Source organism: Flavobacterium sp., assembly GCF_049240005.1.
In the GTDB taxonomy this organism is placed as follows: Bacteria; Bacteroidota; Bacteroidia; order Flavobacteriales; family Flavobacteriaceae; genus Flavobacterium.
The window spans coordinates 1-25,876 of sequence record NZ_JBMLTK010000116.1 but is presented as its reverse complement, the minus strand read 5'-3'; the positions used below and the strand labels follow the sequence as shown (position 1 = coordinate 25,876).

General features: G+C 43.0%; 23 protein-coding genes. 8 read left to right on the top strand and 15 right to left on the bottom strand.

From position 1 onward, the window contains the following. Positions 1 to 151: 151 nt before the first annotated feature. From ACOVQQ_RS11685 to guaB, 3 genes are all read left to right on the top strand, one after another. Entirely contained in the window at positions 152 to 1,177 is a 1,026-nt protein-coding gene (locus ACOVQQ_RS11685) for a quinone-dependent dihydroorotate dehydrogenase (protein ID WP_421818352.1), read from the top strand. A gap of 42 nt (positions 1,178 to 1,219) precedes the next feature. Further along, a complete protein-coding gene (locus tag ACOVQQ_RS11680) occupies positions 1,220 to 2,083 on the top strand; it encodes a hydroxymethylglutaryl-CoA lyase (protein ID WP_421818351.1) in 864 nt (287 codons plus the stop codon). Positions 2,084 to 2,784: 701 nt separating this feature from the next. Beyond that, a complete protein-coding gene (gene guaB, locus ACOVQQ_RS11675) occupies positions 2,785 to 4,257 on the top strand; it encodes an IMP dehydrogenase (protein WP_094485569.1) in 1,473 nt (490 codons plus the stop codon). On the opposite strand, the gene ACOVQQ_RS11670 is transcribed toward guaB, so the two are convergent. The 3 genes from ACOVQQ_RS11670 to ACOVQQ_RS11660 form a co-directional block, all read right to left on the bottom strand. Continuing rightward, positions 4,245 to 6,485, bottom strand: coding sequence for a cation:proton antiporter (locus ACOVQQ_RS11670; RefSeq protein ID WP_421818350.1), 2,241 nt, complete (start codon positions 6,483 to 6,485; stop codon positions 4,245 to 4,247). The two genes, guaB and ACOVQQ_RS11670, sit on opposite strands and share 13 nt — an antisense overlap. A gap of 198 nt (positions 6,486 to 6,683) precedes the next feature. Continuing rightward, a complete protein-coding gene (purB, locus tag ACOVQQ_RS11665; protein ID WP_421818349.1) occupies positions 6,684 to 8,030 on the bottom strand; it encodes an adenylosuccinate lyase in 1,347 nt (448 codons plus the stop codon). Positions 8,031 to 8,078: 48 nt separating this feature from the next. After that, positions 8,079 to 8,765 (bottom strand): SIR2 family NAD-dependent protein deacylase, encoded by a 687-nt coding sequence (locus tag ACOVQQ_RS11660; RefSeq protein WP_421818348.1) that lies wholly within the window; start codon positions 8,763 to 8,765, stop codon positions 8,079 to 8,081. A gap of 61 nt (positions 8,766 to 8,826) precedes the next feature. Here ACOVQQ_RS11660 and ACOVQQ_RS11655 point away from each other — a divergent pair, with 61 nt between their 5' ends. Continuing rightward, complete coding sequence (locus ACOVQQ_RS11655) at positions 8,827 to 9,495, top strand: TrmH family RNA methyltransferase (RefSeq protein WP_421818347.1); 669 nt, start codon at positions 8,827 to 8,829, stop codon at positions 9,493 to 9,495. Here the strand turns inward: ACOVQQ_RS11655 and ACOVQQ_RS11650 are convergent. From ACOVQQ_RS11650 to ACOVQQ_RS11625, 6 genes are all read right to left on the bottom strand, one after another. After that, entirely contained in the window at positions 9,492 to 10,262 is a 771-nt protein-coding gene (locus tag ACOVQQ_RS11650) for a carboxypeptidase-like regulatory domain-containing protein (protein ID WP_421818346.1), read from the bottom strand. The genes ACOVQQ_RS11655 and ACOVQQ_RS11650 overlap by 4 nt on opposite strands. 85 nt (positions 10,263 to 10,347) lie before the next feature. After that, on the bottom strand, positions 10,348 to 12,201 hold the full coding sequence (locus tag ACOVQQ_RS11645; protein ID WP_094485563.1) for a DEAD/DEAH box helicase: 1,854 nt from the start codon (positions 12,199 to 12,201) through the stop codon (positions 10,348 to 10,350). A 597-nt stretch (positions 12,202 to 12,798) separates the two neighbouring features. Continuing rightward, positions 12,799 to 13,551 (bottom strand): triose-phosphate isomerase, encoded by a 753-nt coding sequence (tpiA, locus tag ACOVQQ_RS11640; RefSeq protein ID WP_094486130.1) that lies wholly within the window; start codon positions 13,549 to 13,551, stop codon positions 12,799 to 12,801. Beyond that, positions 13,548 to 14,048 carry a TlpA family protein disulfide reductase gene (locus ACOVQQ_RS11635; protein WP_421818345.1) on the bottom strand — a complete coding sequence of 167 codons (501 nt, stop codon included), beginning with the start codon at positions 14,046 to 14,048 and terminating at the stop codon, positions 13,548 to 13,550. Before ACOVQQ_RS11635 ends, tpiA begins: the two co-directional genes overlap by 4 nt. After that, on the bottom strand, positions 14,048 to 15,136 hold the full coding sequence (locus ACOVQQ_RS11630; protein ID WP_421818344.1) for a MauE/DoxX family redox-associated membrane protein: 1,089 nt from the start codon (positions 15,134 to 15,136) through the stop codon (positions 14,048 to 14,050). The genes ACOVQQ_RS11635 and ACOVQQ_RS11630 overlap by 1 nt, the downstream gene beginning before the upstream one ends. A gap of 55 nt (positions 15,137 to 15,191) precedes the next feature. Then, positions 15,192 to 15,734 (bottom strand): DUF1599 domain-containing protein, encoded by a 543-nt coding sequence (locus ACOVQQ_RS11625; protein WP_421818343.1) that lies wholly within the window; start codon positions 15,732 to 15,734, stop codon positions 15,192 to 15,194. 73 nt (positions 15,735 to 15,807) lie between these two features. Here ACOVQQ_RS11625 and folP point away from each other — a divergent pair, with 73 nt between their 5' ends. Both folP and ACOVQQ_RS11615 read left to right on the top strand, forming a co-directional pair. Next, a complete protein-coding gene (gene folP, locus ACOVQQ_RS11620; protein ID WP_421818342.1) occupies positions 15,808 to 16,638 on the top strand; it encodes a dihydropteroate synthase in 831 nt (276 codons plus the stop codon). Positions 16,639 to 17,273: 635 nt separating this feature from the next. Then, positions 17,274 to 17,954 (top strand): Abi family protein, encoded by a 681-nt coding sequence (locus ACOVQQ_RS11615; RefSeq protein WP_421818341.1) that lies wholly within the window; start codon positions 17,274 to 17,276, stop codon positions 17,952 to 17,954. A 175-nt stretch (positions 17,955 to 18,129) separates the two neighbouring features. Here the strand turns inward: ACOVQQ_RS11615 and rlmH are convergent, their stop codons facing one another. Beyond that, a complete protein-coding gene (rlmH, locus tag ACOVQQ_RS11610) occupies positions 18,130 to 18,603 on the bottom strand; it encodes a 23S rRNA (pseudouridine(1915)-N(3))-methyltransferase RlmH (protein ID WP_421818340.1) in 474 nt (157 codons plus the stop codon). Positions 18,604 to 18,645: 42 nt separating this feature from the next. Between rlmH and ACOVQQ_RS11605 the strand changes: the two genes are divergently transcribed. Further along, entirely contained in the window at positions 18,646 to 19,443 is a 798-nt protein-coding gene (locus ACOVQQ_RS11605; RefSeq protein WP_421818339.1) for an ABC transporter substrate-binding protein, read from the top strand. Then, the gene (locus ACOVQQ_RS11600) at positions 19,443 to 20,216 is read left to right on the top strand and encodes an alpha/beta fold hydrolase (RefSeq protein WP_421818338.1); all 774 of its coding nucleotides are present in this window, start codon (positions 19,443 to 19,445) and stop codon (positions 20,214 to 20,216) included. The genes ACOVQQ_RS11605 and ACOVQQ_RS11600 overlap by 1 nt, the downstream gene beginning before the upstream one ends. A gap of 232 nt (positions 20,217 to 20,448) precedes the next feature. Here ACOVQQ_RS11600 and ACOVQQ_RS11595 read toward each other — a convergent pair whose 3' ends face one another. From ACOVQQ_RS11595 to ACOVQQ_RS11575, 5 genes are all read right to left on the bottom strand, one after another. Further along, positions 20,449 to 21,141, bottom strand: a complete 693-nt coding sequence (locus tag ACOVQQ_RS11595; protein ID WP_421818337.1) for a DUF4197 domain-containing protein — start codon at positions 21,139 to 21,141, stop codon at positions 20,449 to 20,451. Positions 21,142 to 21,521: 380 nt separating this feature from the next. After that, complete coding sequence (locus ACOVQQ_RS11590) at positions 21,522 to 22,598, bottom strand: endonuclease (protein ID WP_421818336.1); 1,077 nt, start codon at positions 22,596 to 22,598, stop codon at positions 21,522 to 21,524. Then, positions 22,595 to 23,812 (bottom strand): RsmB/NOP family class I SAM-dependent RNA methyltransferase, encoded by a 1,218-nt coding sequence (locus ACOVQQ_RS11585; protein ID WP_421818335.1) that lies wholly within the window; start codon positions 23,810 to 23,812, stop codon positions 22,595 to 22,597. Before ACOVQQ_RS11585 ends, ACOVQQ_RS11590 begins: the two co-directional genes overlap by 4 nt. A gap of 46 nt (positions 23,813 to 23,858) precedes the next feature. Further along, positions 23,859 to 24,383, bottom strand: a complete 525-nt coding sequence (locus ACOVQQ_RS11580) for a KdsC family phosphatase (protein ID WP_421818334.1) — start codon at positions 24,381 to 24,383, stop codon at positions 23,859 to 23,861. After that, positions 24,370 to 25,125 carry a Rossmann-like and DUF2520 domain-containing protein gene (locus tag ACOVQQ_RS11575; protein ID WP_421818333.1) on the bottom strand — a complete coding sequence of 252 codons (756 nt, stop codon included), beginning with the start codon at positions 25,123 to 25,125 and terminating at the stop codon, positions 24,370 to 24,372. Before ACOVQQ_RS11575 ends, ACOVQQ_RS11580 begins: the two co-directional genes overlap by 14 nt. Positions 25,126 to 25,876: the final 751 nt, after the last annotated feature.

Below are 25,876 nucleotides of genomic sequence, written 5' to 3'. Positions count from 1 at the left end.
ACGCCGTTCGCTCTTACATAATTTCACGATTCTTTTATACCAACCGTGTTTTGTACGCTTTAATGCTGCTTTTATAGCTTCCAAGCAACTTTATCTGCCAGCGGTATCTTGTTTGCGCAGCTTTTTTTAGCTTTGTAGCAACACAACTACCATGTATAAATCAGTTATTCGTCGCGTTCTTTTTCAATTCGATGCCGAGCGCGTGCACCATTTTTCATTCAAAGCCATTAAGTTTTTAAATGCCATTCCCGGCGTTTCCAACCTCATCCGAAGCACCTTCGTAGTTGCTGATCCTCGTTTGGCACGCAATGTCGCCGGAATCCAGTTTCCAAACCCCGTTGGTCTCGCCGCGGGTTTCGATAAAGACGCCAAACTTTTTAACGAATTAGGCAATTTCGGATTCGGATTTATCGAAATAGGAACCGTAACGCCTAAACCGCAAGACGGAAATCCAAAACCACGACTCTTTCGCCTTAAAGAAGATCGAGCCATTATCAATCGCATGGGCTTTAACAACGGCGGACTCGAAGCCGTAGCGCATCGGCTCTCAAAACACAAATCAGTGCTCATTGGCGGAAACATCGGTAAAAATAAACTCACACCCAATGCCGATGCCGTAACCGATTACCTACTTTGCTTTCGAAAACTCTTTCCGGTAGTCGATTATTTTGTCGTAAACGTAAGCTCGCCAAACACGCCAAACCTGCGCGAACTACAAGAAAAACAGCCTTTAACCGATTTATTGGCAACGCTCCAAGACGAAAACAGAGCGCACATAAACCCGAAACCTATCTTCCTAAAAATTGCTCCCGATTTAACCGACGAGCAGTTACAAGACATCATCGACATTGTGCAGCAAACGCAAATCGCTGGCGTAATTGCTACCAATACAACAATTGCTCGCGACGGGCTAACAAGCGAAAACCGCACTGAAGTCGGCGGATTATCCGGAAAACCGCTCAGCAAACGATCAACCGAAGTGATACGTTTTTTACACACCAAAAGTAAGGGCGCATTTCCAATCATTGCCGTTGGCGGTATTCACTCGGCACATGACGCCCTAGAAAAACTCGATGCGGGCGCCAGCTTACTGCAATTGTACACCGGTTTCATTTACGAAGGTCCGGCGCTCATCAAAGAAATTAATCGTGCGATATTACATCGAATTCCCAACTAAAACGATTTCGTGAGTTCGTTACGATTGTTATCTTTGACCCCGATGAAGCCAGTAAAAATCATTGAATGTCCGCGCGATGCCATGCAAGGCATCAAAGACTTTATTCCCACACAAAAAAAAGTCGATTACATCCAAGCGCTCTTGCGCGTTGGGTTCGATACGATCGATTTCGGAAGTTTCGTCTCGCCGAAAGCCATTCCGCAAATGCAAGACACGGCCGAGGTTTTATCTAAGCTCGATTTATCGCAAACTTCCTCGAAATTACTGGCCATCATTGCCAATACCAAAGGAGCCATCGACGCCAGTGCGCATCCCGAAATTAACTATCTGGGTTTCCCGTTTTCGATTTCCGAGAACTTTCAGATGCGAAACACCCATAAAACCATTGCCGAGTCGCTCGTAACCTTGCAAGAGATTTGCGAAATAGCCGATACGCACCGAAAATCGATTGTGGCGTACTTGTCTATGGGGTTTGGAAATCCGTACGGCGACCCATACAGCGTGGAGATCGTAGGCGAGTGGACGGAGAAGTTGGCGCAATTGGGCATCAAAATTATTTCGTTGTCCGACACCATCGGAAGTTCGACGCCCGAAGTCATCACGTATCTCTTCGGCAAGCTCATTCCGCTGTATCCCGATATCGAGTTTGGCGCGCATTTACACACGACTGCCGATAAGTGGTTCGAGAAAGTCGATGCGGCATATCGCGCCGGTTGCACGCGTTTCGACGGCGCTATTCAAGGCTTTGGCGGTTGTCCGATGGCTAAAGACGAACTCACGGGTAACATGCCCACCGAGAAATTGCTGTCGTATTTCACCGCACAAAAAGCCGATTCACATCTCCACGCCATTAACTTCGAAAGCGCCTACAACGAAGCCACGAAGATTTTCACGCAATATCACTAGGTAACGTGAGTTCGCTGTAAAAATTAAAGTTAGAAAACATTTAAATAGTTGATTACAAGGCGTATTTTCTTTGGGATACCGAGGTATCTCAAAAAAATATAACGCAGTAAGCGACTGTTTAAATGTTTAGCATTAAAAATAGCGGAGCAAAGATTTCCGTAAAATATTTAAACTTCTTAATTCAAGCGTTCTAACAAAGATTTTTACAGCGAACTCACGTTAAATATTTTTGGGCACATCCTGCCGCAAAAAATTAGTGGAAATACCGCAGCGGCAGGTCGGGCATTTCACTGCAAGGCGCACTTTTGCTCAGCGTTTCAGCCTACCTTTTTCTGGGCTTCCGCTGGTCGCCTGCAAAAAATGCGGCTTCAATCGCTGTTCAAAAGCACGGCTTTCCGTTGCATTCCCTTGTGCGAAAATACGTCTCTGAAAAAGAATTCTTTGGTAACGATCGCCGCGGCCGCGATTGCAGTGGAAATAACGCCGAAGTGGCGGCGTGTGCGGGCGTTTTTGGCGCAGCGACCAACGGAAGCTGTGCAAAACACTGCCCAAACCACCGCAACAAAGCGGTATTGCAACGAAAAGCGCGAAATGCCGCCCAAATAATGCTACAACTGATTGAAAAGGCAAGCTATTTAGGTTTCAGAAACTCGCAGATTTGAACTATATTTGCACGCAATTATCACACAACTATAATTGCCATGCTTCCAAATTCTTCAAAAATCATCGCCGAAGGTCTAACGTACGATGATGTGCTTCTGGTTCCGAATTTTTCGGAGGTTTTACCAAGAGAAGTCAGTATTAAATCACATTTTTCGCGAAATATTCCCCTCAATGTGCCCGTTGTTTCCGCAGCGATGGATACCGTTACCGAAAGTGCTATGGCTATTGCAATTGCACGTGAAGGCGGTATTGGCGTGCTGCACAAAAACATGACTGCCGAAGCGCAAGCCGCCGAAGTGCGCAAAGTAAAACGCGCCGAATCGGGCATGATTATCGATCCGGTTACCTTACCCGAAAACTCGACCGTGGCCGATGCAAAAGCTGCAATGCGCGAATTCGGAATCGGCGGTATTCCAATTGTCGACGAAAACAAAAAGCTAAAAGGCATCGTTACCAATCGCGATTTACGGTTTGAAAAAGATAACGGCCGACCCATATCTGAAGTAATGACTTCGCAAGGTTTGATTACCGTAGCCGAAGGCACCTCTTTGCAAGAAGCCGAAGTGGTGTTACAAGGCAACAAAATTGAAAAATTACCTGTTGTAAACGCAGATAATACGCTCGTCGGACTCATTACTTTCCGCGATATCACCAAGCTTACACAGAAACCCATAGCCAATAAAGACAACTTTGGCAGACTCCGCGTAGCAGCGGCTTTGGGCGTAACGGCCGATGCGGTACAACGTGCAGCGGCTCTAGTAGCAGCCGGTGTCGACGCGGTTGTTATCGATACGGCGCACGGACACACCAAAGGCGTTGTGGAAATTCTGAAAGCCGTAAAAGCTGCATTTCCAAGTTTGGATGTTGTGGTAGGAAATATTGCCACAGCCGAAGCAGCCAAATATTTAATTGAGCACGGCGCCGACGGTATAAAAGTGGGTATTGGTCCGGGTTCAATTTGTACTACACGTGTGGTTGCCGGCGTTGGTTATCCGCAATTTTCGGCGGTTTTAGAAGTCTCTGCTGCCGCTGCAGGAAGTGGTGTTCCCGTTATTGCCGACGGTGGTATTCGATACACTGGAGACATTCCGAAAGCCATTGCAGCCGGAGCGTCTTGTGTGATGTTGGGTTCGCTTTTGGCCGGAACTAAAGAATCGCCAGGCGAAACCATCATTTTCGAAGGACGAAAGTTCAAGTCGTACCGCGGTATGGGATCGGTTGAAGCGATGCAAGAAGGATCAAAAGATCGGTATTTCCAAGATGTTGAAGACGACATTAAAAAATTGGTTCCGGAAGGAATTGTGGGTCGCGTTCCTTACAAAGGCGAGTTAAACGAATCGATGCAGCAATTTGTGGGCGGTTTGCGCGCCGGAATGGGCTACTGCGGCGCCAAAGACATTGAAACCTTGCAAAAAACGGGTCGTTTTGTGCGCATTACCTCAAGCGGAATTACCGAAAGTCATCCGCACAACGTAACGATTACGAAAGAAGCACCGAATTATTCGCGATAAGATTCAATCATATCTATTAGCTTACGACGGTTTCCGACGATCCATAAAATGTCGTTTTTCTCCAAAATCATATCCGATTCTGGGTTAAACGTGCGGTTGCCGCGGCGTTCGATACCAACGATGATGCCCGAAGTTTCTTCTCGGATTTTCGAATCGCGTATCGATTTACCGATAAACGTTTCGTTTTTAAGTACAAACTGATTTAGGGAAATATCCGGATCGGCTATGGTCGATGCTGGATGTACTTCGTGATCTTCCAGGAATTTAGAGAACCGCTGAATTTGTTCGTCTGTTCCGATGATAAAAATTTCGTCGGCAGGAAATAGTTTTTCGTTTTTGTCGGGTGTTGGAATTACGAAATCGGCACGTTTGATGTAAGCGATATTCACGCCGAAAAGTTCACGTAACTTTAATATTTCGAGCGTTTTACCAGAAATATCGGAAGCCGGATCTATTTCGAAACTGGTCATGTGTCCGTCCCACGGAGTTAAGTCGCTTCGGCTGCGGTTTCGCATATAAATCTCTCGTTCATTTAAGTTGTGAATAAAATGACGTTCGATTTTAGCGTATTGCGATTTAAGTTTTTTGGGAAAAAGTAGATACAAGCTAATGAAAACACCCAATAAAATGATGGCAAACAGCGTGCTAAAGAAATGGTCGATAAGAAATCCAACAAGTAAAACGCACAACAAAAATCGGAACAATACCATCATGACAATCGGACCGCGATAACGTTTGTTGTTTAGTAGGTTTTGCACCTGAATTTCTGAGGTTTTGTGCCAACCCAAGGCGTAGATAAAAGGAGCTATGGCGAATAAAGTACTCAATGCAACGACAAATCGAAGGCTGCTGTTGTCTTTTGCAAAGGGCAAGATAAATTTCTCGGAAAGCAAAACGATAGCAACAATGATACTGGCATGCAACGCGATGTGTAAAAAGTACATTCGCAATAAAATGTGCCAATCTTTTTGTGCTCGAATCGATTGTGCGTTTGCGCTGTAACGCTCGATATTTTTAATCCATTTTCGAGGCAAAATACGTTCGGCGAATAAGGCAACGCGATCTCCCGATTTAATCAGGTAAGGAGTAGTAAAAGTTGTTACAGCAGAAACGGCAACTATGATCGGGTAGAGGAAGTCGCTTGTAACGCCAAGCGAGGCACCGAGTGTTGCAATAATAAAAGAGAACTCCCCGATTTGTGAAAAGCTCACGCCACTTTGAACGGATTGTTTCAGAGGCATTCCCGAAAGCAGCGAACCGGCAGTGGCCAAAATACTTTGACCGAATATGGTTACTAAGGTAAGTATCAGGACAGGTATTGCGTAGTGTTGCAACGTAACCGGATCGATAAGCATACCAACGGAAACAAAGAAAACTGCTCCGAAAAGATCCTTAACGGGTTTTAGTAAATGTTCGATTTGCTCGGCTTTGGTGGTTTCTGCAATAATAGAACCCATAACAAAAGCACCCAAGGCTGGCGAGAAACCTACGTTTGCCGCTAAAATTACCATGACTAAACAAAGTGCGATGGCAATGATTAACAGCATTTCTTCGGTAATTAATTTGCCGGCATAGCGCAACAGCGACGGTATAAAGAAGATGCCGGTGATGAACCAAAGTGTTAAGAAAAAAACCAGTTTTACAATAACTGTAACGAGCGCAATTCCAGAAATCGATTGGGTTACGGCTATGGTGCTGAGCAGTACTAAAATGATGATGGCCAAAATATCTTGTACAATCAGCGAACCTAAGACGTTTACTGCGAAGCGTCGGGTTTTAACGCCCAATTCCTCGAATGTTTTCAAAATGATTGTGGTGGATGAAACGGCAAGCATGGCTGCTAGAAAAATGCTGTCCATGGTTTTCCAGCCAAGCGCCGTTCCGCAGAGATAGCCTAAAACGAGCATACCGCCAATTTGCGTGCCCGCTGTTACCGAAGCCGTTCCGCCAACTTTAAGAAGTTTTTTAAAACTAAACTCCAAACCAAGACTGAACAAGAGAAAGATGATCCCGATTTCAGCCCAAACTTTCACGCTTTTGATGTCGGTTACCGTTGGGAAATAATCGAATTTTGACCCAGCAAGGAAGCCGGCAATTAAGTAGCCGAGAACTAAAGGTTGTTTTAAACGTTTGAAAATGAGTGCTGCAACTCCCGCGGAACAGAGAATGAGTCCGAGGTCGTAGATCAACGGATCGAGATGAAACGTAGAAGAAGCTAATGCAAGCATAGTTACAGTTTGTTGTCGGAAGTTACGATTTTTTTACAACGTTTTTCGGCAACGATTGCCCGGGTTAGCGATTGCAGCGTAAATCCTGCTTTTGGCAAGGCATTGGGAAGGGCAAAAGCAGATTGCAGCGTAAAGCGCGACGGCAGCCTACTTTATTAGCGAAGCTGCTACGAATTGCTGCCGGAACCCCCAAAAAAATTAAATTCCTACATAAGTTGCAGGAGAAATTGCTTTGAGTTCTGATTTCAATTCATCGGAAACACGAAGATTTTCGATAAAATCGGCAATGGCCTGGCGGTCAATTTTTGTGTTTTTACGCGTTAAATCTTTGAGCATTTCGTACGGATTTTCGAAACCTTCGCGACGTAAAATCGTTTGAATTGCCTCGGCAACAACAGCCCAATTGTCTTCCAAATCGGCGGCAACTTTTTGCTCGTTTAACAAGAGTTTGTTTAGTCCTTTTAAAGTAGCGTCGAACGAAATTACAGTGTGGGCAATGGGCAAACCTAAATTTCGAAGTACAGTACTGTCGGTTAGGTCGCGTTGCAAACGTGAAATCGGCAATTTTGCGGCAAGGTGCTCAAAAATGGCGTTTGCCAGACCGAGATTTCCTTCGCTGTTTTCAAAATCAATCGGATTTACTTTATGCGGCATTGCCGACGAGCCAATTTCGCCTTCCTTGATGCGCTGTTTAAAATAATCCATCGAAATGTAGGTCCAGATATCGCGATCTAAATCAATTACAATGGTGTTAATACGCTTCAGGGCGTCGCAAAATGCCGCTAGATGGTCGTAATGTTCGATTTGTGTTGTCGGAAAAGAGTGCTTGAGTCCGAGTGTATCTTCCACGAAAGTGGTTCCAAATTGCTTCCAATCTATCTGCGGATAGGCCACAGCATGTGCGTTAAAGTTTCCGGTTGCGCCTCCAAATTTTGCTGCGAACGGAATGTTTTGCAACAAGCGCAACTGCTCCTCGAGTCGTACAACAAAAACCTCGAATTCTTTGCCCAAACGGGTAGGAGAGGCGGGTTGTCCGTGCGTGCGTGCCAGCATTGGAATGTCTTTCCACGTGATAGAAAGTTCTTTGAGTTTCGCGGTAAGTTCGGTGAAAAGCGGCAGATAAACTTTAAAATACGCTTCTTTCAACGATAGCGGAATCGCGGTGTTGTTAACGTCTTGCGAGGTTAAACCGAAGTGTATAAATTCTTTAAAACCAGATAATTGTAAAGAATCGAATTTAGCTTTAATGAAGTATTCAACCGCTTTTACGTCGTGATTGGTCGTTTTTTCGGTCTCTTTGATTTGCTTCGCATCTTCGTCACTAAAATTTTGATAGATACTTTTTAACGTATCGAATTTGTCTTTTGGAAAATCTTTAAGCTGTGGAAGTGGAATTTCGCACAGAGCTATAAAGTAATCAATTTCTACACGCACGCGGTAATACATTAGTGCGCGTTCGGAGAAGAATAATCCAAGAGCTTCTGTTTTTTTACGGTAGCGACCGTCGATCGGTGAAATAGCGGTTAAAGCACTGAGCGCGCTCATAGTTGTTGTTGTTTTAAAGAAGTGGCAAAGATAGCCAGAAAACCCGATTTAGCTGGTGAATTTTTGAAAAAGCGCAGGTAAAATTTCGGCTGCTTTTCCGCTGTGAATGGCGATTTTTCTGCGAATATGACTTACATCGGCCGGATTTAAATCGATGTAATGCACTTGAGCGTGAGGCGGTGCGTAATCGATTAAAGAAGCCGCCGGATACACTTGCATGGAAGTACCTACGATGAAAACTACGTCGGCTTCGGCAATGATATTTGCAGCATTGGGTAATTCGGGAACGGCTTCTCCAAACCAAACGATGTTTGGTCGAAGCGGGTGGTTTTGGTCGTCGCGATCGGAATCCGACATATCTCCATCAAAATCCACCACATATTTGTAATTGCGGGTACTTCGAGCTTTTCGCAATTCGCCGTGCAAGTGCAACACGTTTGAACTTCCGGCGCGTTCGTGTAAATCGTCGACGTTTTGTGTAATGATATTTACGTGAAAGTGTTTTTCAAAATCGACTAAAGCGAAGTGCGCCGGATTGGGTTTTACTTGTAATAACTGGCGTCGGCGTTCGTTGTAGAAGTCCAAAACCAGTTGTTTATTTCGTTGCCAAGCTTCGGGTGTTGCAACGTCTTCGATACGATGGCCTTCCCAGAGTCCGTCGGCGTCACGAAACGTTTTAAGGCCGCTTTCAGCAGAAATTCCGGCTCCGGTAAGTACAACTAATTTCTCTTTCATGCTTCGGTTTTAGTCAAATTACGGAAATTTCGCCGACTTTTGACACAAGAATTTTCTGAAAATGATTTCGAAAGCAGAACAAGATTACTTGCAATATTTAGAGACGTTTTTGACTGATGCGCGCAAAGCTCGGTTTGATGAAGTTTTGGTGAATCGAACTAATCATCTAACCGTTGCCATCGAAGATGTGTATCAATTACACAATACCAGTGCGGTGTTGCGCAGTTGCGAGTCGTTTGGAGTGCAGCAGCTGCATGTTATTGAAGAGCGTTTTGGAAAGCGAATCGATAAAGAAATTGCGATGGGAGCGCAAAAGTGGGTAGATGTGCATCGATTTGATCGTGTGGATGCTTGCGTTTTAGATTTGAAAAATCGCGGTTATCAAATTGTGGCTACGAGTCCGCGTGGAACCGACTGCGATTTACACGATTTTGATGTTCAGCAGCCGTTTGCCGTATTTTTTGGAACGGAGCGCCACGGTTTGAGTGCGGAAGTGCTGGATCAAGCCGATCGGTTTTTGAAAATTCCGATGGTTGGATTTACGGAAAGTTTGAATATTTCGGTAAGTGCTGCTATTATCATTCAGCAATTAACAGATCGGATACGGCGCGAAGTACCTCAGTGGCAGCTCGATGAACGCTCGTATTATGAAACGAAACTGCGTTGGACAAAAGCGTCGATAAAAGATATAAAATTAATCGAAGAGCGGTATTTTAGTACTTTGAGTTAGCTTCTCTTTTTCAGGATTTTATACTCTTCGTAGCAGGCACTGATTGCATCCATAATTTGGAGATCATTTGCCGATTTGATAAACGATTCGGAATAGTTACAGCGTTCTAGAATTTCGCTGATTTCTTTTGGAGAAACGCCCAACAGGATGGAAATGGTTTCGCGGTCGTATTTAGATTCAAGCAGATTTCGAACAGTATCGTCTTTTTTCATTTCGCGCAAACGTTTCAGCTCTCGCGGCTTTTTCCCAAAGACATTATACAGTAAGTCGGTCGGATTAAAAATCGATTCGACCACGCGTTTAAATGCTTGTGGAGAGGTGTCGCCAACTTCGTAACCCGCAGATATTCCGCTGATTGAATACCGGTAATTTTCTTTTACAGGCACAATTTTCGCGTCAACTTCAATGTATCCGGTAAGTGTGTATGGACGTAATACTACTTCTTCCAGAGCGTAGGCTTTTTCGGTGAGGTAAATGGTAGTTTCTTTGTTTTTAATCCAGTCGTTTGTAACACGTAAACGCAAGGATTTAAATCCGAGCATAGAAACGTGCAAAGTATCGTTTACAGAAGCTGCTAAGGTGAATTTACCGTTTTCGTTGGTTATAGCGCCTTTTACGGTATTAATGTTAATGATGTTAGCGTTAGCAATCGGGCGGTTATCGGCTTCATTAACTATAGTTGCGGAAATAACTGTTTGCTGCGAATCAGACTGCGCAAATGAGAAAGGTATAAAACAAAAAAAGAGCAACGCAACAAGATATTTCATTTGAGTTTATTCATCGTTTTTGGAATTGTAAAACTCGGATATATTTTGCTGCGTTCCGCTCTTTGTAAGCAAAAATTAACAAACTTTAGCTTCGCCTAGGGCTTTTTGGTTTGTCTCCAGCACCAAATTGATTGGCGCGGCGTGATGCTCTATTGGGTTGATCAGACTTTTTGACATCTGCAAAAGAAGATCGGCGTCCTTTATTTTCCGTTGGAGCACTGTCGCTGCGACGGAATGTACGCTCTCTTTTTGGCGTGCCAAATTGTTCGCGTGGTTTCGACTCGCTTCTCGGTCCGAACGATTTTCTACCGTTGTGATCTCTGCGGTTGTTGCTGCCTTCGTTTTTAGAGATTTCTACATTTATACGACGACCTTCCAACGTCATGTTGTTCAAAACTTCCATCACATGATCGGTATGTTCCGGATCGGTGTTGAAGAATGAGAATCCTTCTTTAACGTCAACTTTATACACTGCGTCTCTTCCAAGGTCGAGCGTTTCTTTAAGGAAATCTTTTAAAGACATCCAATCGAAATTATCGCGAGAACCGATGTTCACGAAATAGCGAATAGCTCCGCCGGAGAATTCACGTGGTTCGGCGCTGCTGCGTTTTTCGCCAGATGAAGAAAGATCTTTCGATTTTTTATAGTAGTTGATAAATCGGTTGAATTCTACAGAAACCATTTTCTTAATAAGTTCTTCTTTGGTAAGACCTTCGAGAACGGTATTAATTGCTGGTAAGTAGTTGTCGATGTCGTGATCAACTTCGGTATCTTTAATCTTGTTTGCTAAATGCAGTAACTGAATTTCGCAGATTTCGATTCCTGAAGGAATTGGCTTTTCTTCGAATTTCTGTTTGATAATACGCTCAATAGCAGATATTTTACGCAGTTCACTTTTAGTGATGATTACGATAGAAACACCCGATTTTCCTGCACGACCAGTTCGTCCTGAACGGTGGTTGTAGGTTTCAATTTCATCGGGAAGTTGGTAGTTGATTACGTGTGTTACGTTGTCGACGTCAATTCCGCGCGCAGCTACATCGGTGGCAACTAGCATTTGAATTTGTCGGCCACGGAACGCTTTCATTACACCGTCGCGTTGTGCTTGGGATAAATCGCCGTGTAAAGCAGCGGCATTGTATCCGTCTTCGATAAGTTTTTCGGCAACTTGTTGTGTATCGCGTTTGGTTCTACAGAAAATCACAGAGAAGATATCTGGATTGGCATCAGCTAAACGTTTAAGTGCTTCGTAACGATCTCTAGCGTTTACAAGGTAGAATTCGTGAGATACGGTTGCAGAACCTGAATTTTTGGCTCCGACCGTAATTTCGATAGGTTCTTCCATGAACTTTTTCGCGATACGCGCCACTTCTGCGGGCATCGTTGCGGAGAAAAGCCATGTTCTTTTTTCGTCGGGAGTGGTCGACAAGATGCTTACGATATCGTCGTAAAAGCCCATGTTAAGCATTTCGTCGGCTTCGTCGAGAACGCAATAATTGATTTGAGAGATGTCGACATAACCTCTGTTGATCATGTCCTGCATTCTACCTGGTGTGGCCACAACGATGTGTGCGCCTTTTTTGATTTCTCGTGCTTGTTCTGAAATACTCGCTCCGCCGTAGATGGCTACTACGCGAAGACCGTTATCGTATTTGGCGTAATTTTTAAGTTCGTTTGTAATCTGCAAGCACAGTTCGCGTGTGGGAGCGAGAATCAGTGCCTGAGTTGCGCGTTGGCTTAGGTCCATTTTCTGGATAAGCGGGAAACCGAAGGCGGCTGTTTTGCCTGTACCGGTTTGTGCCAATGCAACTAAATCTGTTTCTTGCTCCAATAGAATTGGAATCGCTTTTTGCTGGATTTCGGTAGGATTTTCAAATCCCAGATCGACAATCGCGCGTTGTAGCGAATCACTCAATCCTAATTGTTCAAAGTTATTCATAAAGGGTATTAAAATTTGCTGCAAAAGTACGTCGTTAAATCGGCACTGCCTAACGTTTGTTGTAAAGGTTTTGAATTATTAGTATTTGAAAATCAATTATTTAATGATGCGGTAGCTAAATTCAGTCGCGAAATAGTACCGCAATTCAATTAGAAAACAGCGCGTACTGCGGTTTCAAGCTTGTTTTTTTGCAGCGAAATTCAAATAAAGTGACCGTACTTTTAGAATAAAAATGCACTAAAATAAGGGCGCATAAATTATCATTCGATACCTAAAAACGACAGCTTTGTCGTGCTTTCAGGATGTTTGTTTGGTTATTTGTGAAGGATATAACGCCATTCAATTGCAAAAAATCGTTCGAATTTGTTTCGAGTTGGTTTTGGAAAACGATAGGTGGTTTGGGAGGTTGGGTGAGGGACAGCAGCGAAAAACCTTTGAAACTTGTTTTCTCAACTGACGGCAGCGGCACTGCGACCTTAGGAGCACTTGTAAGCGCCTGACAGTTGCAAAACAAGTGAACAAGTTTGTAGCGAATGGCCCGACGGCGGCTTATACTTTTTGCTAATAACACGTTAAGCCGCCGGCACGCCCAAAAGATTAAGCTCCGTTTATAATCGCTGCGAAATCGGCTGCTTTTAGGGAAGCTCCGCCAATTAATCCGCCGTCGACGTCTGGTTTTGCGAAAATTTCCGCCGCATTTTCCGGCTTAACCGATCCGCCGTACAAAATGCGAACGCTATCGGCAACTTGACTTCCGTATTTTTTGCGAACAGTTTCGCGTATAAACTCGTGCATTTCTTGCGCTTGCTCCGGACTAGCAGTTTCTCCAGTTCCGATAGCCCAAACCGGCTCGTAAGCGAGAACGATGTTTTCCCAGTGTGCCGCTTCGGTAAAAAAGATTCCGTCGAGTAACTGCTGTTCAACGATGTTAAAATGATTGTTGCTCTGACGGTCTTTTAACTCTTCGCCAAAACAAAAAATTACCGTCATATCGTGCTTTAAAGCGGTTGCCACTTTCGAAGCGATAATGCTGTCGGTTTCGTTAAAATAGGCACGGCGCTCCGAATGTCCTAAAATTACCGTCTTAACGCCGATACTTTTTAGCATGTCGGCCGAAATCTCACCAGTAAAGGCGCCACCTTCGGCTTGGTGCATGTTTTGTGCTGCTACGTAAATATTGGTAAATTCTAAATGCTCGACTGCGGCAGCCAAATTTACGAATGTAGGTGCCACAATAATTTGCACCTCTTTATCTTGCGGAACTGCGGCGATTAGATCGTTCAACAAATCTTCTGTTTCCTCAGCATTTTTGTGCATTTTCCAGTTACCCGCAACAATTTTAGTTCTCATGATTTTAATTTGGTTAGTGTGTTGTTCATTGCTTCAAAGTCTTTTTCGATAGCGCGGTATGTAATAATTTTACCGTTTTTATCTATAATGATGTAGCGCGGAATCCAATCGATGTCGAGCGCTTGACCAAAAATACCTTTCATGCCTTCGGGCGACCAATAATGGCTGCCTTTTAATTCGTGACGTGCGATACCATCGAGCCATTTTTCAAGGCTTTTATCGAACGAAATAAAAACAAAGTTTACGTCGGGATGTGCCGCTTGCATTTTTTTCAAGTCGGGCATAGCTTTCACACAATCGCCGCACCACGACGCCCAACATTCGATAACCGTTACTTTTCCTTTTGCGCGATTGAGCACATCTTGAAAGGCGATATCGGTGTTGTTTTCGGTTTTCAAATTAATCTTCAACGCTTCTTCTTTGAAATTGGTGCGTTGTGCGTTTCCACAGGCTGTAATTAAAAAAAGCAGCAGTAGTGATGGAATGAAGTTTTTCATTATTTGTATTTTTTATCGGTTTCAGAAATTACCTTTTCGAGCGCTTTCGCAGAAAACTGGTTGTCGTTTATGCCGTCAAAGAAAATGTATTCGTTTCCGTTCCATAGGTATTTAACTCCGGGTGTGTCGCGACCTTGGCCGAGTAATTTCCAAAACGGTATGATTTCGATGACTTTATACGGATATTCGGCACCGGCATATTCGAAGAAGGCAGGAATTAAGTCGGCTTCTTCGTTCATGAAAACAATTCGAATGTCAGGGAAGTCTTTGTTTTTCTTTTTCAAATTCGTTAAATCACGTGCCGCATCTTTACAATGCTCACAGCCAGGAACAAACAAGCAAAACAGTTTTTTACCGCTGTCGATGTCTCGGAAATAGGAGGCATAGCCTGATTTTTTTGCTGCGGGAGCTTTTGGTTTTTCGGCAACTGCTACGGTGTCTTTTACTTTAGCAGCTGTTTTAATGGTATCGGCATTTACGGGCACAGTTTCGGCGGGCAAGACCGGATTATCAACTGTAAGCGTGTCAACCGCTTGATTTTCTTGATTTTCTGCAGCAATGGGTTGAATGGGTGCGAGCATAAATAGCGCGAGGATGCTCGCTAAAACAATACTGCACAAATACCAAAAGTTATCCTGACGCTCATTTCGTACAGGTGTGATTTTATAGACAACTGCGAGTAAAATGACTGTAACCACATTTTTGATAATGGCTTCGATAGGCGTCATTGGAATTAATTCGCCAAAACACCCGCAATTTCCTGCATTTCCACCACTTCCAAAAGTTTCAATAGACAGGTGAATGATGAAAACGAGCAGCAATAAAATGGTCGCGGGCAGTACCAAAATGCGGAGTAATCGGCGTTGGAGCAGGAGTAAACCTAAACCAAGTTCGATACCAATTAGGATACGTGAAAAGAACGGTGCTAGTTGTTCGGAAAAGCCGAGCGGATATAACTGCTTGACCTCGAATGTGGAAATAGCAAAATAGGGTGAAGGATAGAGTTTTGCGATTGCCGACACGATAAAAAGTGCAGACACCAGAATTCGGATAAAAAAACTGAGATTGTGTTTTGTTGATTCAGTCATAAAATCAATTTTTCAAATGTACATCGATTGTAAGTATGCTTGTGTTAACGCTATGTTATTCGTTAACTTTCGCTAAAATCAGTGCAAAAACGGCGTAGTTAATCATGTCTTGGTAATTGGCTTCGATACCTTCGGAAACGAGCGTTTTGCCGGCATTGTCTTCGATTTGCTTCACGCGAAGTAACTTTTGTAAGATTAAATCGGTTAACGAACTGATACGCATTTCGCGCCAAGCCTCGCCGTAATCGTGGTTTTTAGCGAGCATGAGTTCTTTGGTTTCGGCAATTTTTTGATCGTAGTAGCGAATGGCATCCGACGGTTGTAGATCGGGCTGATCGGCAACTCCTAATTCGCACTGAATTAATGCCATAGCTGCGTAATTGATAATACCGATGAACTCGCCGTTTGCATCTTCGTCGATTTTACGCACAGTATTTTGCTGCAAGCTTCGAATGCGTTGCGCCTTGATATAAATTTGGTCGGTTAACGACGGCAAGCGCAAAATACGCCAAGCGGCTCCGTAATCGGTTAGTTTTTTGGCATACAAATCGCGACACATGGCGATGATCTTGTCGTACTGCGCAGAGGTTGTGCTCATGAACTTCTTATCTTTGTTCGGAAAGTTTCAAAAGTACACATTTAGCTGCATTTTTTCTACTCGACGTAAATCTATGACAATCAATTGTAAAGGAAAATTAATCGATTTTCAACGTCCGAAAATCATGGGAATTGTGAATCTGACGACCGATTCGTTTTATTCGGGAAGCCGTTTTGCCGATTCGGGCGAAGGCATTTTATTAGAAACGGTAGGAAAAATGCTTGCCGACGGTGCCGATTTTATCGACATCGGTGCGTATTCGACACGTCCGGGTGCCGACGATGTTCCGGTAGAGCTTGAAATGCAACGTGTGGTTAGTGCGGTATCTCATTTATGTCGCGAATTCCCCGAAGTGTTGATTTCAGTAGACACGTTTCGCGCAGCCGTTGCCGACGCAGCTATTTTGGAAGGCGCAGCACTAATTAACGATGTGACGGCAGGTTTGGGCGATAGCGCGATGTTCGACGTGATTGCCAAACACCAAGTTCCGTATGTGATGATGCACATGCGTGGAACACCCAAGACGATGACGCAACTTAACCAGTACGACGATTTGATTGGAGAAGTACTCACATATTTTTCCGAGCGAATTGCAGCTGCGCGTGCCTTAGGTATAAACGACTTGATTTTAGATCCAGGCTTTGGTTTTGCGAAAAACGTGGACCAGAATTTTATGATGTTGCAACGCTTTGCCGATTTTAAGATTGCGGGCTTGCCTTTGTTGGCAGGGATTTCGAGAAAATCGATGATTTATAAAACTCTAGGAACCACTGCCGACCAGGCCTTGAATGGCACTACTTTTTTACATGCTTTTGCGTTACAAGGCGGTGCGAATATTTTACGGGTGCACGATGTGAAGGAGGCAGTAGAAGCGGTTAGTTTGTTTGAGAAATTACAATTGTAATTGTTTGTTTTTCAATGATTTTTCCGTAAACGTTTTTCGCAAAAGATGTTATTTAATTATTGCCACGAGTGGCGGCATTTTGCAAAAATCTAAATAATAGCTGATTACGATTAATCGCACAGTCAAGATATTTGCGCACAATAGTTTTCAAGGTATTTTTCAGTAGCTATTCCCGCTTTTCGCTCTAGTCCTCAAAAAACACGCTGTTTTCACACGCGCCTCATCCGGCTTCTTGCGGCGCCGTATGGAGCACGGTTCAAACAAGCGTATTTTTCTCCGGGCTGCCGCTGCAATCGGGGCTATGAAAATCGTAACTAACGTTTAGTGGAAAAAACTTATATTAGTATATCACTATAATCGAAACGAGTATTCAATTTGACATCTACAAAACACGCATAGTTTTTTATCCAATAATTTGTTATTGAATAATTTACGGGTGTTTTTTGAAAATCAACAAAGAGGGGGAAACTCTCCGATAGTAAAGTTATCAGTGAGCTTTCAGACGAGCTAAGATATACAACGACTTGGAACAGAAAAGAATTAAAAACGAAAACCCAACAGCTTGATAATTCAGGGGCTATTGGGAATAATATAAAACAAAGGTAATTAAATTAATTATAAAAACAAGTTAATACATGAAATATGTTGATTTTGTGAAGGTTATGTCGAGTGCGAGAATGCATCGTTACTATGTTGCTTGTGGAAATGATTCAAGAAAAGCAATGACCTTGTACAGAAAAAATCTTCAACTTTCTCAAGAAATGTTTACGGTAATTAGTTGTTTCGAAGTCGCTTTACGAAATAAAATCAATGACCAATATGTCTTACAACATGGAGCAAACTGGATTAGGGATAGTGTAACACCAACAGGTTTTTTTAGTTCTCCTCGATGTATAAAAACAAAAAGTATTATTTTAAAAGCACAAAAAAACTTAGCTGTGTATACACATCCTAAATTACTTTCTTGTTTTGATTTTGGTTTTTGGAGATATCTTTACGCACAACCTCAATATTTCGCTGGCGGTCAGACATTGTTGAGGGTTTTTCCATTAAAGCCAACAAGTACTGCATTTATACAATATAATCAGACATATATATTTAAACAATTAAAACTTGTAAATGATATTAGAAATCGAATTGCACATCACGAACCAATCTGCTTTCAACCTGGAACAACGAACATCGATACAACCCATACGCTACAACATTACAACTTAATTTTACAGCTTTTTCAATGGATGAATATCAACGAAAATGCATTGTTATATGGATTGGATCATGTGCAAACGCTATGTAATGAAATTGATAGCTTGTAAAATCTACCGCGATCAGACGTAACTTTTACCTACATATCATCTTTCGCCGAAATATAGACTTCCTGATCAAAACAAGCTCAAATAAGACGGTTTAAAGCGTGCTCGTTTGCAAAGAAGCGTGTTGTTTCTCTTGCTTGGGAACTGTAAGGGCAGGGGAGCGCCCGTATGTTAAAAGTTACCCGTGGTGATAGGGTTCGTTTCGTAAAATAGTAAAGCCGCGATACAGTTGTTCAACCACAAACAAGCGAATCATCTGATGGGAAAACGTCATCGCAGAGAGCGAAATTTTTGCATTTGCACGCTCATAAACCGCTTCTGAAAACCCGTACGGACCGCCGATAACAAAAATTAAGTTTTTAACGCCCGAGTTCATGCGCTGTTGCAAGTATTCGGCAAAAGCTTCGCTGGTGAACGACTTTCCTCGTTCGTCGAGTAAAACCAGAAAATCGGTGTTGGCCACCTTAGCTAAAATGAGCTGTCCTTCCTTCTCTTTCTGCTGCGCTTCCGATAAATTCTTAACGTTTTTAATATCGGCTAGAAAATCGATCTCAAACTTTATGTAATGTTTAAGTCTATTTACATACCTGTCGGTCAGCGCTTCCAGTTGCTTATCGTCGGTTTTTCCAACGGCCATTAATTTTAGCGTCATAAAACTTGAGCTTATTGCTTACTTTCGTTGCAAAAGTAACCGATGATTCGCATAACCGACGATTTAGGAACAGAAATTAGTTTGGCAAAAGTGCCTCAACGCGTTATTTCGCTCGTGCCGTCGATTACCAAAACGATTTGCGATTTAGGTGGAGAAAGTCAGCTGGTAGGTGTCACAAAATTTTGTGTACATCCGGCGCATATTCGGCATACAGCAAAGAAAATAGGCGGAACTAAAAATGTAAACATCGGTAAAATTGCGGCATTGAATCCCGATTTGATTATTGCCAATAAGGAAGAAAACACGCGCGACGATGTGCTGGAGCTCCAAAAAATCGCACCAGTTTTTGTAACCGATATTAAAGATGTTGCCGACAGTTTTCGAATGATTGAACAGTTTGGCATTTTGCTCGGAAAGCGCGTAGAATCCGATAAATGGTTGGGTAAAATTAAGCAACGGCTTGAACTTTTTTGCCAACGCAATTTCACTGAAAAGCCCAAAGTTTTGTATTTCATTTGGAAGAATCCTTGGATGAGTGTTGGCGGCGATACGTACATACATGAAATGTTAGACCTTGCTGGATTTACCAATGTTTGTGCGCAGTTAACACGTTATCCAGAAATATTGATGCCTTTTGTACGTCAAGATTATGATCCCGATTTTGTTTTCTTGTCGTCGGAGCCGTATCCATTTTCTGATGCCGATGCGTTTGAAGTAGGTCGGTTTACACATCACGCCAAAACCGTTTTTGTTGACGGCGAAGCTTTTTCGTGGTTCGGAACGGGTTTGCACACGGCATTGGCGTATTTTGAATTGTTACAAGAGAAAATCAACGGCTAATGTTGGCGTACACTATATACGGATCGGATACCAGCGCTCCTTGGATTACGTTTATTCACGGCGCTGGCGGAAGCTCGGCAATTTGGTACAAACAGCTGCGTTATTTTGCGCCGAAGTATCGGATTTTATTGATCGATTTACGCGGACACGGCGCGTCGGCCAAACAAGCCGTTTCCGAGAAACCCTACACTTTTGTAGATATTACGGCAGAAATTATCGAAGTGTTAGATCATCTGAAGATTCAGAAATCGCATTTTGTAGGAATTTCATTGGGGTCGATTCTTATTTTCAAATTGGCGCAACTGCGTCCAGATTTATGCAATAAATTGGTGCCCGGCGGCGCTATTTTGCAACTTAACTTTCGTGCACAAGTTCTGATGAATTTGGGAAAAGTTCTGAAGAATGCTGTTCCTTATTTATGGCTGTATATTTTTTTCGCGTGGATTATCATGCCGAAGAAGAATCATGCTCCATCCCGACGTTTGTTCATCCGAGAAGCCAAACGTTTACGCGAAGGCGAGTTTGTTCGCTGGTACAAACTTACTTTAAACGTGAATGCCGAATTGCGTCTATTGCGCGAAACGCAGCTGCAAACGCAGGCACTTTTCATCAGTGGCAGTGAAGATTTTATGTTTTTACCCAGCGTACGAGCCACTGTTCAGCAACAAAAGAGCGCTAAACTGGCTGTTATTCCTAACTGCGGACATGTGGTGAATGTAGAACAATCCGACGTTTTTAACCAACTGGTCGAGTCGTTTCTAAAAGAAGAATAGAAGAAACTACTGTCTTAAGTATTGAAAATGAGGTGTTTTTGTTTGTCGTTTTCACTTGAGTATGCACAAAAAAAGAGGTGATACGAATATCACCTCTCCTTTGCTAACTAACCAAACCAATGTATGTATTTCTACAATACAAAGATGCTTAGTAATTCACATTCAATGTGTTAATGCTGTGTTATTAATTTGTTATTGCTGTCACAAAACTTTAGCTTGATTTGCCGTTAAATTAATCTTGCATAGCAAATACTTGTTTAAGTAATGGCGTTGTTCGTGCTTGCAGGTTGCTTCGAATTTCTTGTTCTTCTACGGCAATCATTTTAAAAACGCCTTCTAGTGCTTTGTTTGTCACGTAATCGGTGAGGTCTGGATTTACTTTGCTGACAAGCGGAACCCCATTGTATTTTGAGATAATTTCTTTCCACACTTTATCAGCTCCAACTTTACTGAGCGATTGTTTTACCACCGGATTGAATTTTCCGTACAGCGGTGTTGTGGTTGTTTGTTGCAAGTATTGTGTTGCCGCAGTTTTGCCACCTAAAAGTATGTTTTTGGCATCATTGAAGCTAAGTTTTTGAACGGCGTCAACAAATACGGGCGTCGCTTCTTTTACAGCCGATTCAGCAGCGCGATTCAGTACGCGCAACCCGTCGTCGGCTAATGAACTTAAGCCAATTTTACGAAGCGTAGCATCTACTTTTTTAAGCTCGTCGGGCAACATAATTTTTACAGCCTGGTTTTTAAAAAAGCCATCGGTTGCCGTAAGTTTTTGAACTTGTTTATCAATGCCAAATTGCAGTGCTTGTCGCAGTCCGGCCGCAATATCAGGGTTTGCCATTCCACCGTATTCCGATGCGATTTTTTGCATTTCGGCGCAGGAACTTAGAACAAGAACGAGTACAATTAGACTTAGTTTTTTCATAGCAATACATTTTTTAATCATTTCCTACTCTTGGCTGTCTACTGATTTGTAATCTAAGGAATATCAATCATAAGTTGAGTTAGTTTTTGCTCAACTTGTTACTCGACAAAATAAGTAGCTAAAATAGCATTTTTAAAATCTGTACATTTCTTTGCCATAAGGAACAAACCTGTTGCAATGCAAAGATGTTTGAAAACAGATGTGCTCCTATGATAGCGACTCTTTCATCTGTAAAACAATGAACAAAGGCTTTGCAACAGCAGATTTTGAGCGATACATACATAGTGCGTTTGCTCAACTTTCTTTAAGTTACGAAAGGTTTCGAGAAACAAGCAATAGCTAAATTTCAGCTGCTGTTTCCTTGTTTTTGATGAAAAACCTTAATTCACCAAAAGCTTCTTTGTGGTTGTTTGACCGTTAGCCGTAAGTTTTACGAGATAAAACCCTTTGGTTAAATTTTGTATTTGATAGGTGTCGTTAACTTCCGTTGGTCTAGCAATTCGCTGAACGAGTTGTCCGTTAATGTTAATTACTTCAATAGTTTCTAAATCTATCGAAGCATTTACGTACACGTAATTTTCCTTAGCTGGATTTGGGTAAATGGCAGTAGCTTCGTCTAGAGTACGTGTCTCGGTGCTCAAGAATAAATTTGGCCAGCGGTTTTCGGCTACTGGTCCGCCCCAAATTAGGGTCGCTAAAACAGGATTATCGATAAACGGATTGCGGTTTCCTTGGCGTAAAGATGCAGGTGCCGTTACTTGAATATACGTATTGCGTTGATCTTCAAACGGCGATACGGGATCCTCGGCATTCCATTGTAAGAAAATTTGCGGCATATTGCTGTCGGAAGCAATTGTACTGCCCGCACCAATATTAACGGGAAGACATTGATCTCCGTAACGCAAATACATGTACATTATGATACGCGCTACGTCTCCTTTCCACTCATCTCCCGGATACCAATTTTGTCCCGTTGTTCCAGCATTACCACTTCCAGAAGCAAACTTTCGGTTGCCTCGTGCACTGTTTTGCGTAACATCGCAAGGGCGCAACATGTGCGGGTCGGCACCCGGACCTGATTGTCCCAAGTCGGGAGTACCAACAGATTGCGCGTATACGTGTTCCCGATTCCATTGTCCAGCGCCACCACCGTCGTTGTTTTTGTCGCGAGCACGGTCGTTAAATGCCATGCCGTCGGTGCCGTTTTCGTAACCGTACATCAACAATACTTGCGCGGAGTTTTGTGGGTTTAAATCGGTGAACTTAAGAATAGTCCACAAATCGCTGTAGCTAATGTCTACCACATCGGTGTCTGTTATCTTGGTAGTTAGTGCTGTTTTTAGGGCATTTCCTGTAAGATTCCAGTTAAAACCGTTGTAATACGCCGCGGGTGCACCAGCTTGTGCAAAAACGCCGGCGGCAACTATTATAAATAGTGCGTTTATAATTCTCTTCATATGTTTTTACGTTCTAACAATGCCATGTAAAATCCGTCGAAACCAGTTTCGTGGGCAAAGATGTTTTTATCAGTTACAAAATTAAAGTTTTTTCCGTGGTTGGTTTCTAAAAATGCAGCTACTTGCTGCTGATTTTCAGATGGTAATATAGAACAAGTAGCATAAACCAACTTTCCACCTGGCTTTACCATTTCCGAGTAGCGGTACAATACATCGCGCTGTACTTCGCGAATATTATCGATAAATTCGGGCTGTAGTTTCCATTTCGAATCCGGATTGCGTTTCAACACACCCAAACCGCTGCATGGCGCATCAATCAATACACGATCGGCTTTTTGGTGTAGTTTTTTAATCACTTTCGTGGAATCGATAATGCGGTATTCAATATTAAAAGCACCGTTTCGCTTGGCGCGAAGTTTCAGTTGCTTGAGTTTGCTTTCGTATAAATCCATCGCGATAAGCTGGCCCTTATTTTCCATCAACGAAGCCAAGTGTAGAGTTTTTCCACCAGCTCCAGCACAAGCATCGATTACGCGCATCCCGGGTTTAACATCGAGTAGGGGAGCTACCAACTGCGAACTGGCATCTTGAACTTCGAATAAACCTTCTTTAAAAGCATCTGTTAAAAATACGTTGGCACGTTCGCGAAGTACGAGACCGTGCGGTTGCTCTTCAAGATAATCGGTAGCTATATCGAGATCCATTAAAATCGCACGCAATTTTTGAGGTGTCGTTTTAAGCGTATTTACGCGTAAAATAACTTTTGCTTGCTGATTTTGTGCTTGAAGTTCTTTGGTCCATAATTCTTCTCCGAGTTCGGCGACGGCCATTTCATCCATCCAATCAGGAATGGCTTCACGGAACACGCGTTGTTTAGAAAGTTCGTCGAAACGGCCTTTGATTTTTCGTTCAGGCACGCCTTGTAACTGCGTCCAATCTGGAATTGGATAACCGCGCAACACTGCCCATACGGCAAAAATTCGCCACAGGTCTGGTCGGTCGAAGGGCGCTTTTACGTCGGCAATTTCCGCGTATAGTCGCTTCCAACGTACAATTTCGTAAATGGTTTCGGCAACAAATTTGCGATCGTGGCTTCCCCAACGCTTATCTTTTTTCAAAGCCAATGCAACGACTTTATCGGCGTAGGCATCTTCGTTGAAAATCATGTTCAAGGAATCAATCGTGGTGTAAACCAGATTTCGGTGTAATCTCATGCTATAAAAAAATCAGCCCGCAAAGGTAGCTCATTCTTTTGGAACATTAGTCGTGTTTGCCGTCAAAATACGTGGTCCATTTACCTTGAACGCGCATCGTCTGTTCAATAACATCGCGCACAGCTCCTACACCGCCATTTTTATGCGAAATGTACTTGGAAATGGCTTTGATTTCAGGCGCTGCATCCTGCGGACAAGTAGGTAAGCCAACTAGTTTCATGACATGATAATCCGGAATATCATCGCCCATATACAAAACGTGTTGCGGATTGATTTGATAACCGTCGATAATCTCGTGAAAGGTTTCGACTTTATCGGCCGAACCCAAAACAATATCGGTAATTCCCAAATTTTGTAATCGAATGCGCACGCCATCGTTTTTACCACCAGAAATAATAATGACACGATAGCCAGATTCTACTGCTGCTTTCATGGCAAAACCATCGCGGATGTACATGGTACGCAACATTTCTCCGTCGCTGGTGATGTGAACCTCGCCGTTGGTTAACACGCCGTCGACATCAAAAATGAATGTAGTAATATGATTGAGTAGGTGCTTATAAGATTCCATGTTGATTTTGGATTAGTTCGGAAAGTTTTTGATATAAATTGCGCAATTCCGCATCAGTTAGAGCTTGTACATGATTTTGCATCGTTGTCTGGTCGTTTCGTAATGCCGGACCGGTTTGTGCTTTTTTAGGCGTTAATGAAAACGCTTTGTCGACCGTTTCGTAAATCAAGGGTTTTAGAACGTCAAACGGCACATTTTCGGCGTCGAGAATTTCTTCTGCGGAAGCGAATAAAGCGTTTACGAAATTGCAGCTAAACACGGCGGCTAAATGCAGTTTTAACCGTTGTTCTGAGCTTGCAGAGTGCAGTTGTGCTTGCAAATTCTCTGCTAAAATTTCCAAGTATTTTTGCGCTTGATTAGTATTCGATTCAAGAAAAACAGGTAGTTTGTTCCACGAAAGTGCTTTAGTTTTCGAAAAGGTTTGCAGCGGATAAAAAACACCGCGATTTTCGAATCGCCCGAGTGCGCTCATTGCTATCGAAGCTGCTGTGTGTGCAACAGTTCCTTGGAATGAAATTGGAATTTGCTCAACTACGCTAGCAATTGCTTTATCGGCAACGGCAATTAGTATTAAATCGGTTTCAGAAATATGGTTAAAAGATGTTGAGCAACTTACGGGAAAGCCTTGCACATCCGGATTTCTTCCAACAACTTCGACAAGTTTAAGCGTTTTACAATCGGCAATAGCCTGAGCCAAATGAAAGGCGACGTTTCCGGTACCGACAATTGAAATGTGCAACATGGAGGTAAAGGTACAAATTTGATTGTTTTTCTCGGATGATAAATAAGTTGCCTGAGCCTGTCGAAGGCTGGTACCTGAGCCTGTCGAAGGCAACCGCAAAGTTCGCAAAGGCAAGCGCAAAGTTCGCAAAGAGGTTTTTTGTTAGTATTAAGATGGGAGTATTAAGTATTAAGACTCAGCGACGTTCACCACTAGACGTATCGTTTTCCTCAACCCAACCCACGTAATATCGGTGCCTTAGCCTGTCGAAGGCTGTTGCGATTTTTTGGTGGCTTGACACGTTCTGTGTTTTCCTCAACGGTACCCTATTGCGCAAAATTCTGTGAGATTCAGTGTTTTCTGTGAGCTTAAAAAGCTGGTACGTGAGCTTGTCGAAGGCTGGTGGAGATTTTTTTGAGAAACTAGAAGCTAGACACGAGTCCCGATAGCTATCGGGATAAACTCCGATGAATTCACCCTGTGACGATTCTATTAACCTCCCTAACCCACGTATCGTTTTACCCAACCCAAACCACGTATCATCGGTGCCTGAGCCTGTCGAAGGCTGGTGCGATTTTTTAGTGGCTTGACACGTTCTGTGTTTTCCTCAACGGTACCCTATTGCGCAAAATTCTGTGAGATTCAGTGTTTTCTGTGAGCTTAAAAAGCTGGTGCCTGAGCCTGTCGAAGGCCAATCTTTCAATCTTTAAATCTTTAAATCTTCCCACTACCTCTTCTCAATACAAATCAGTTCGGTATGTGGTTCTACTTT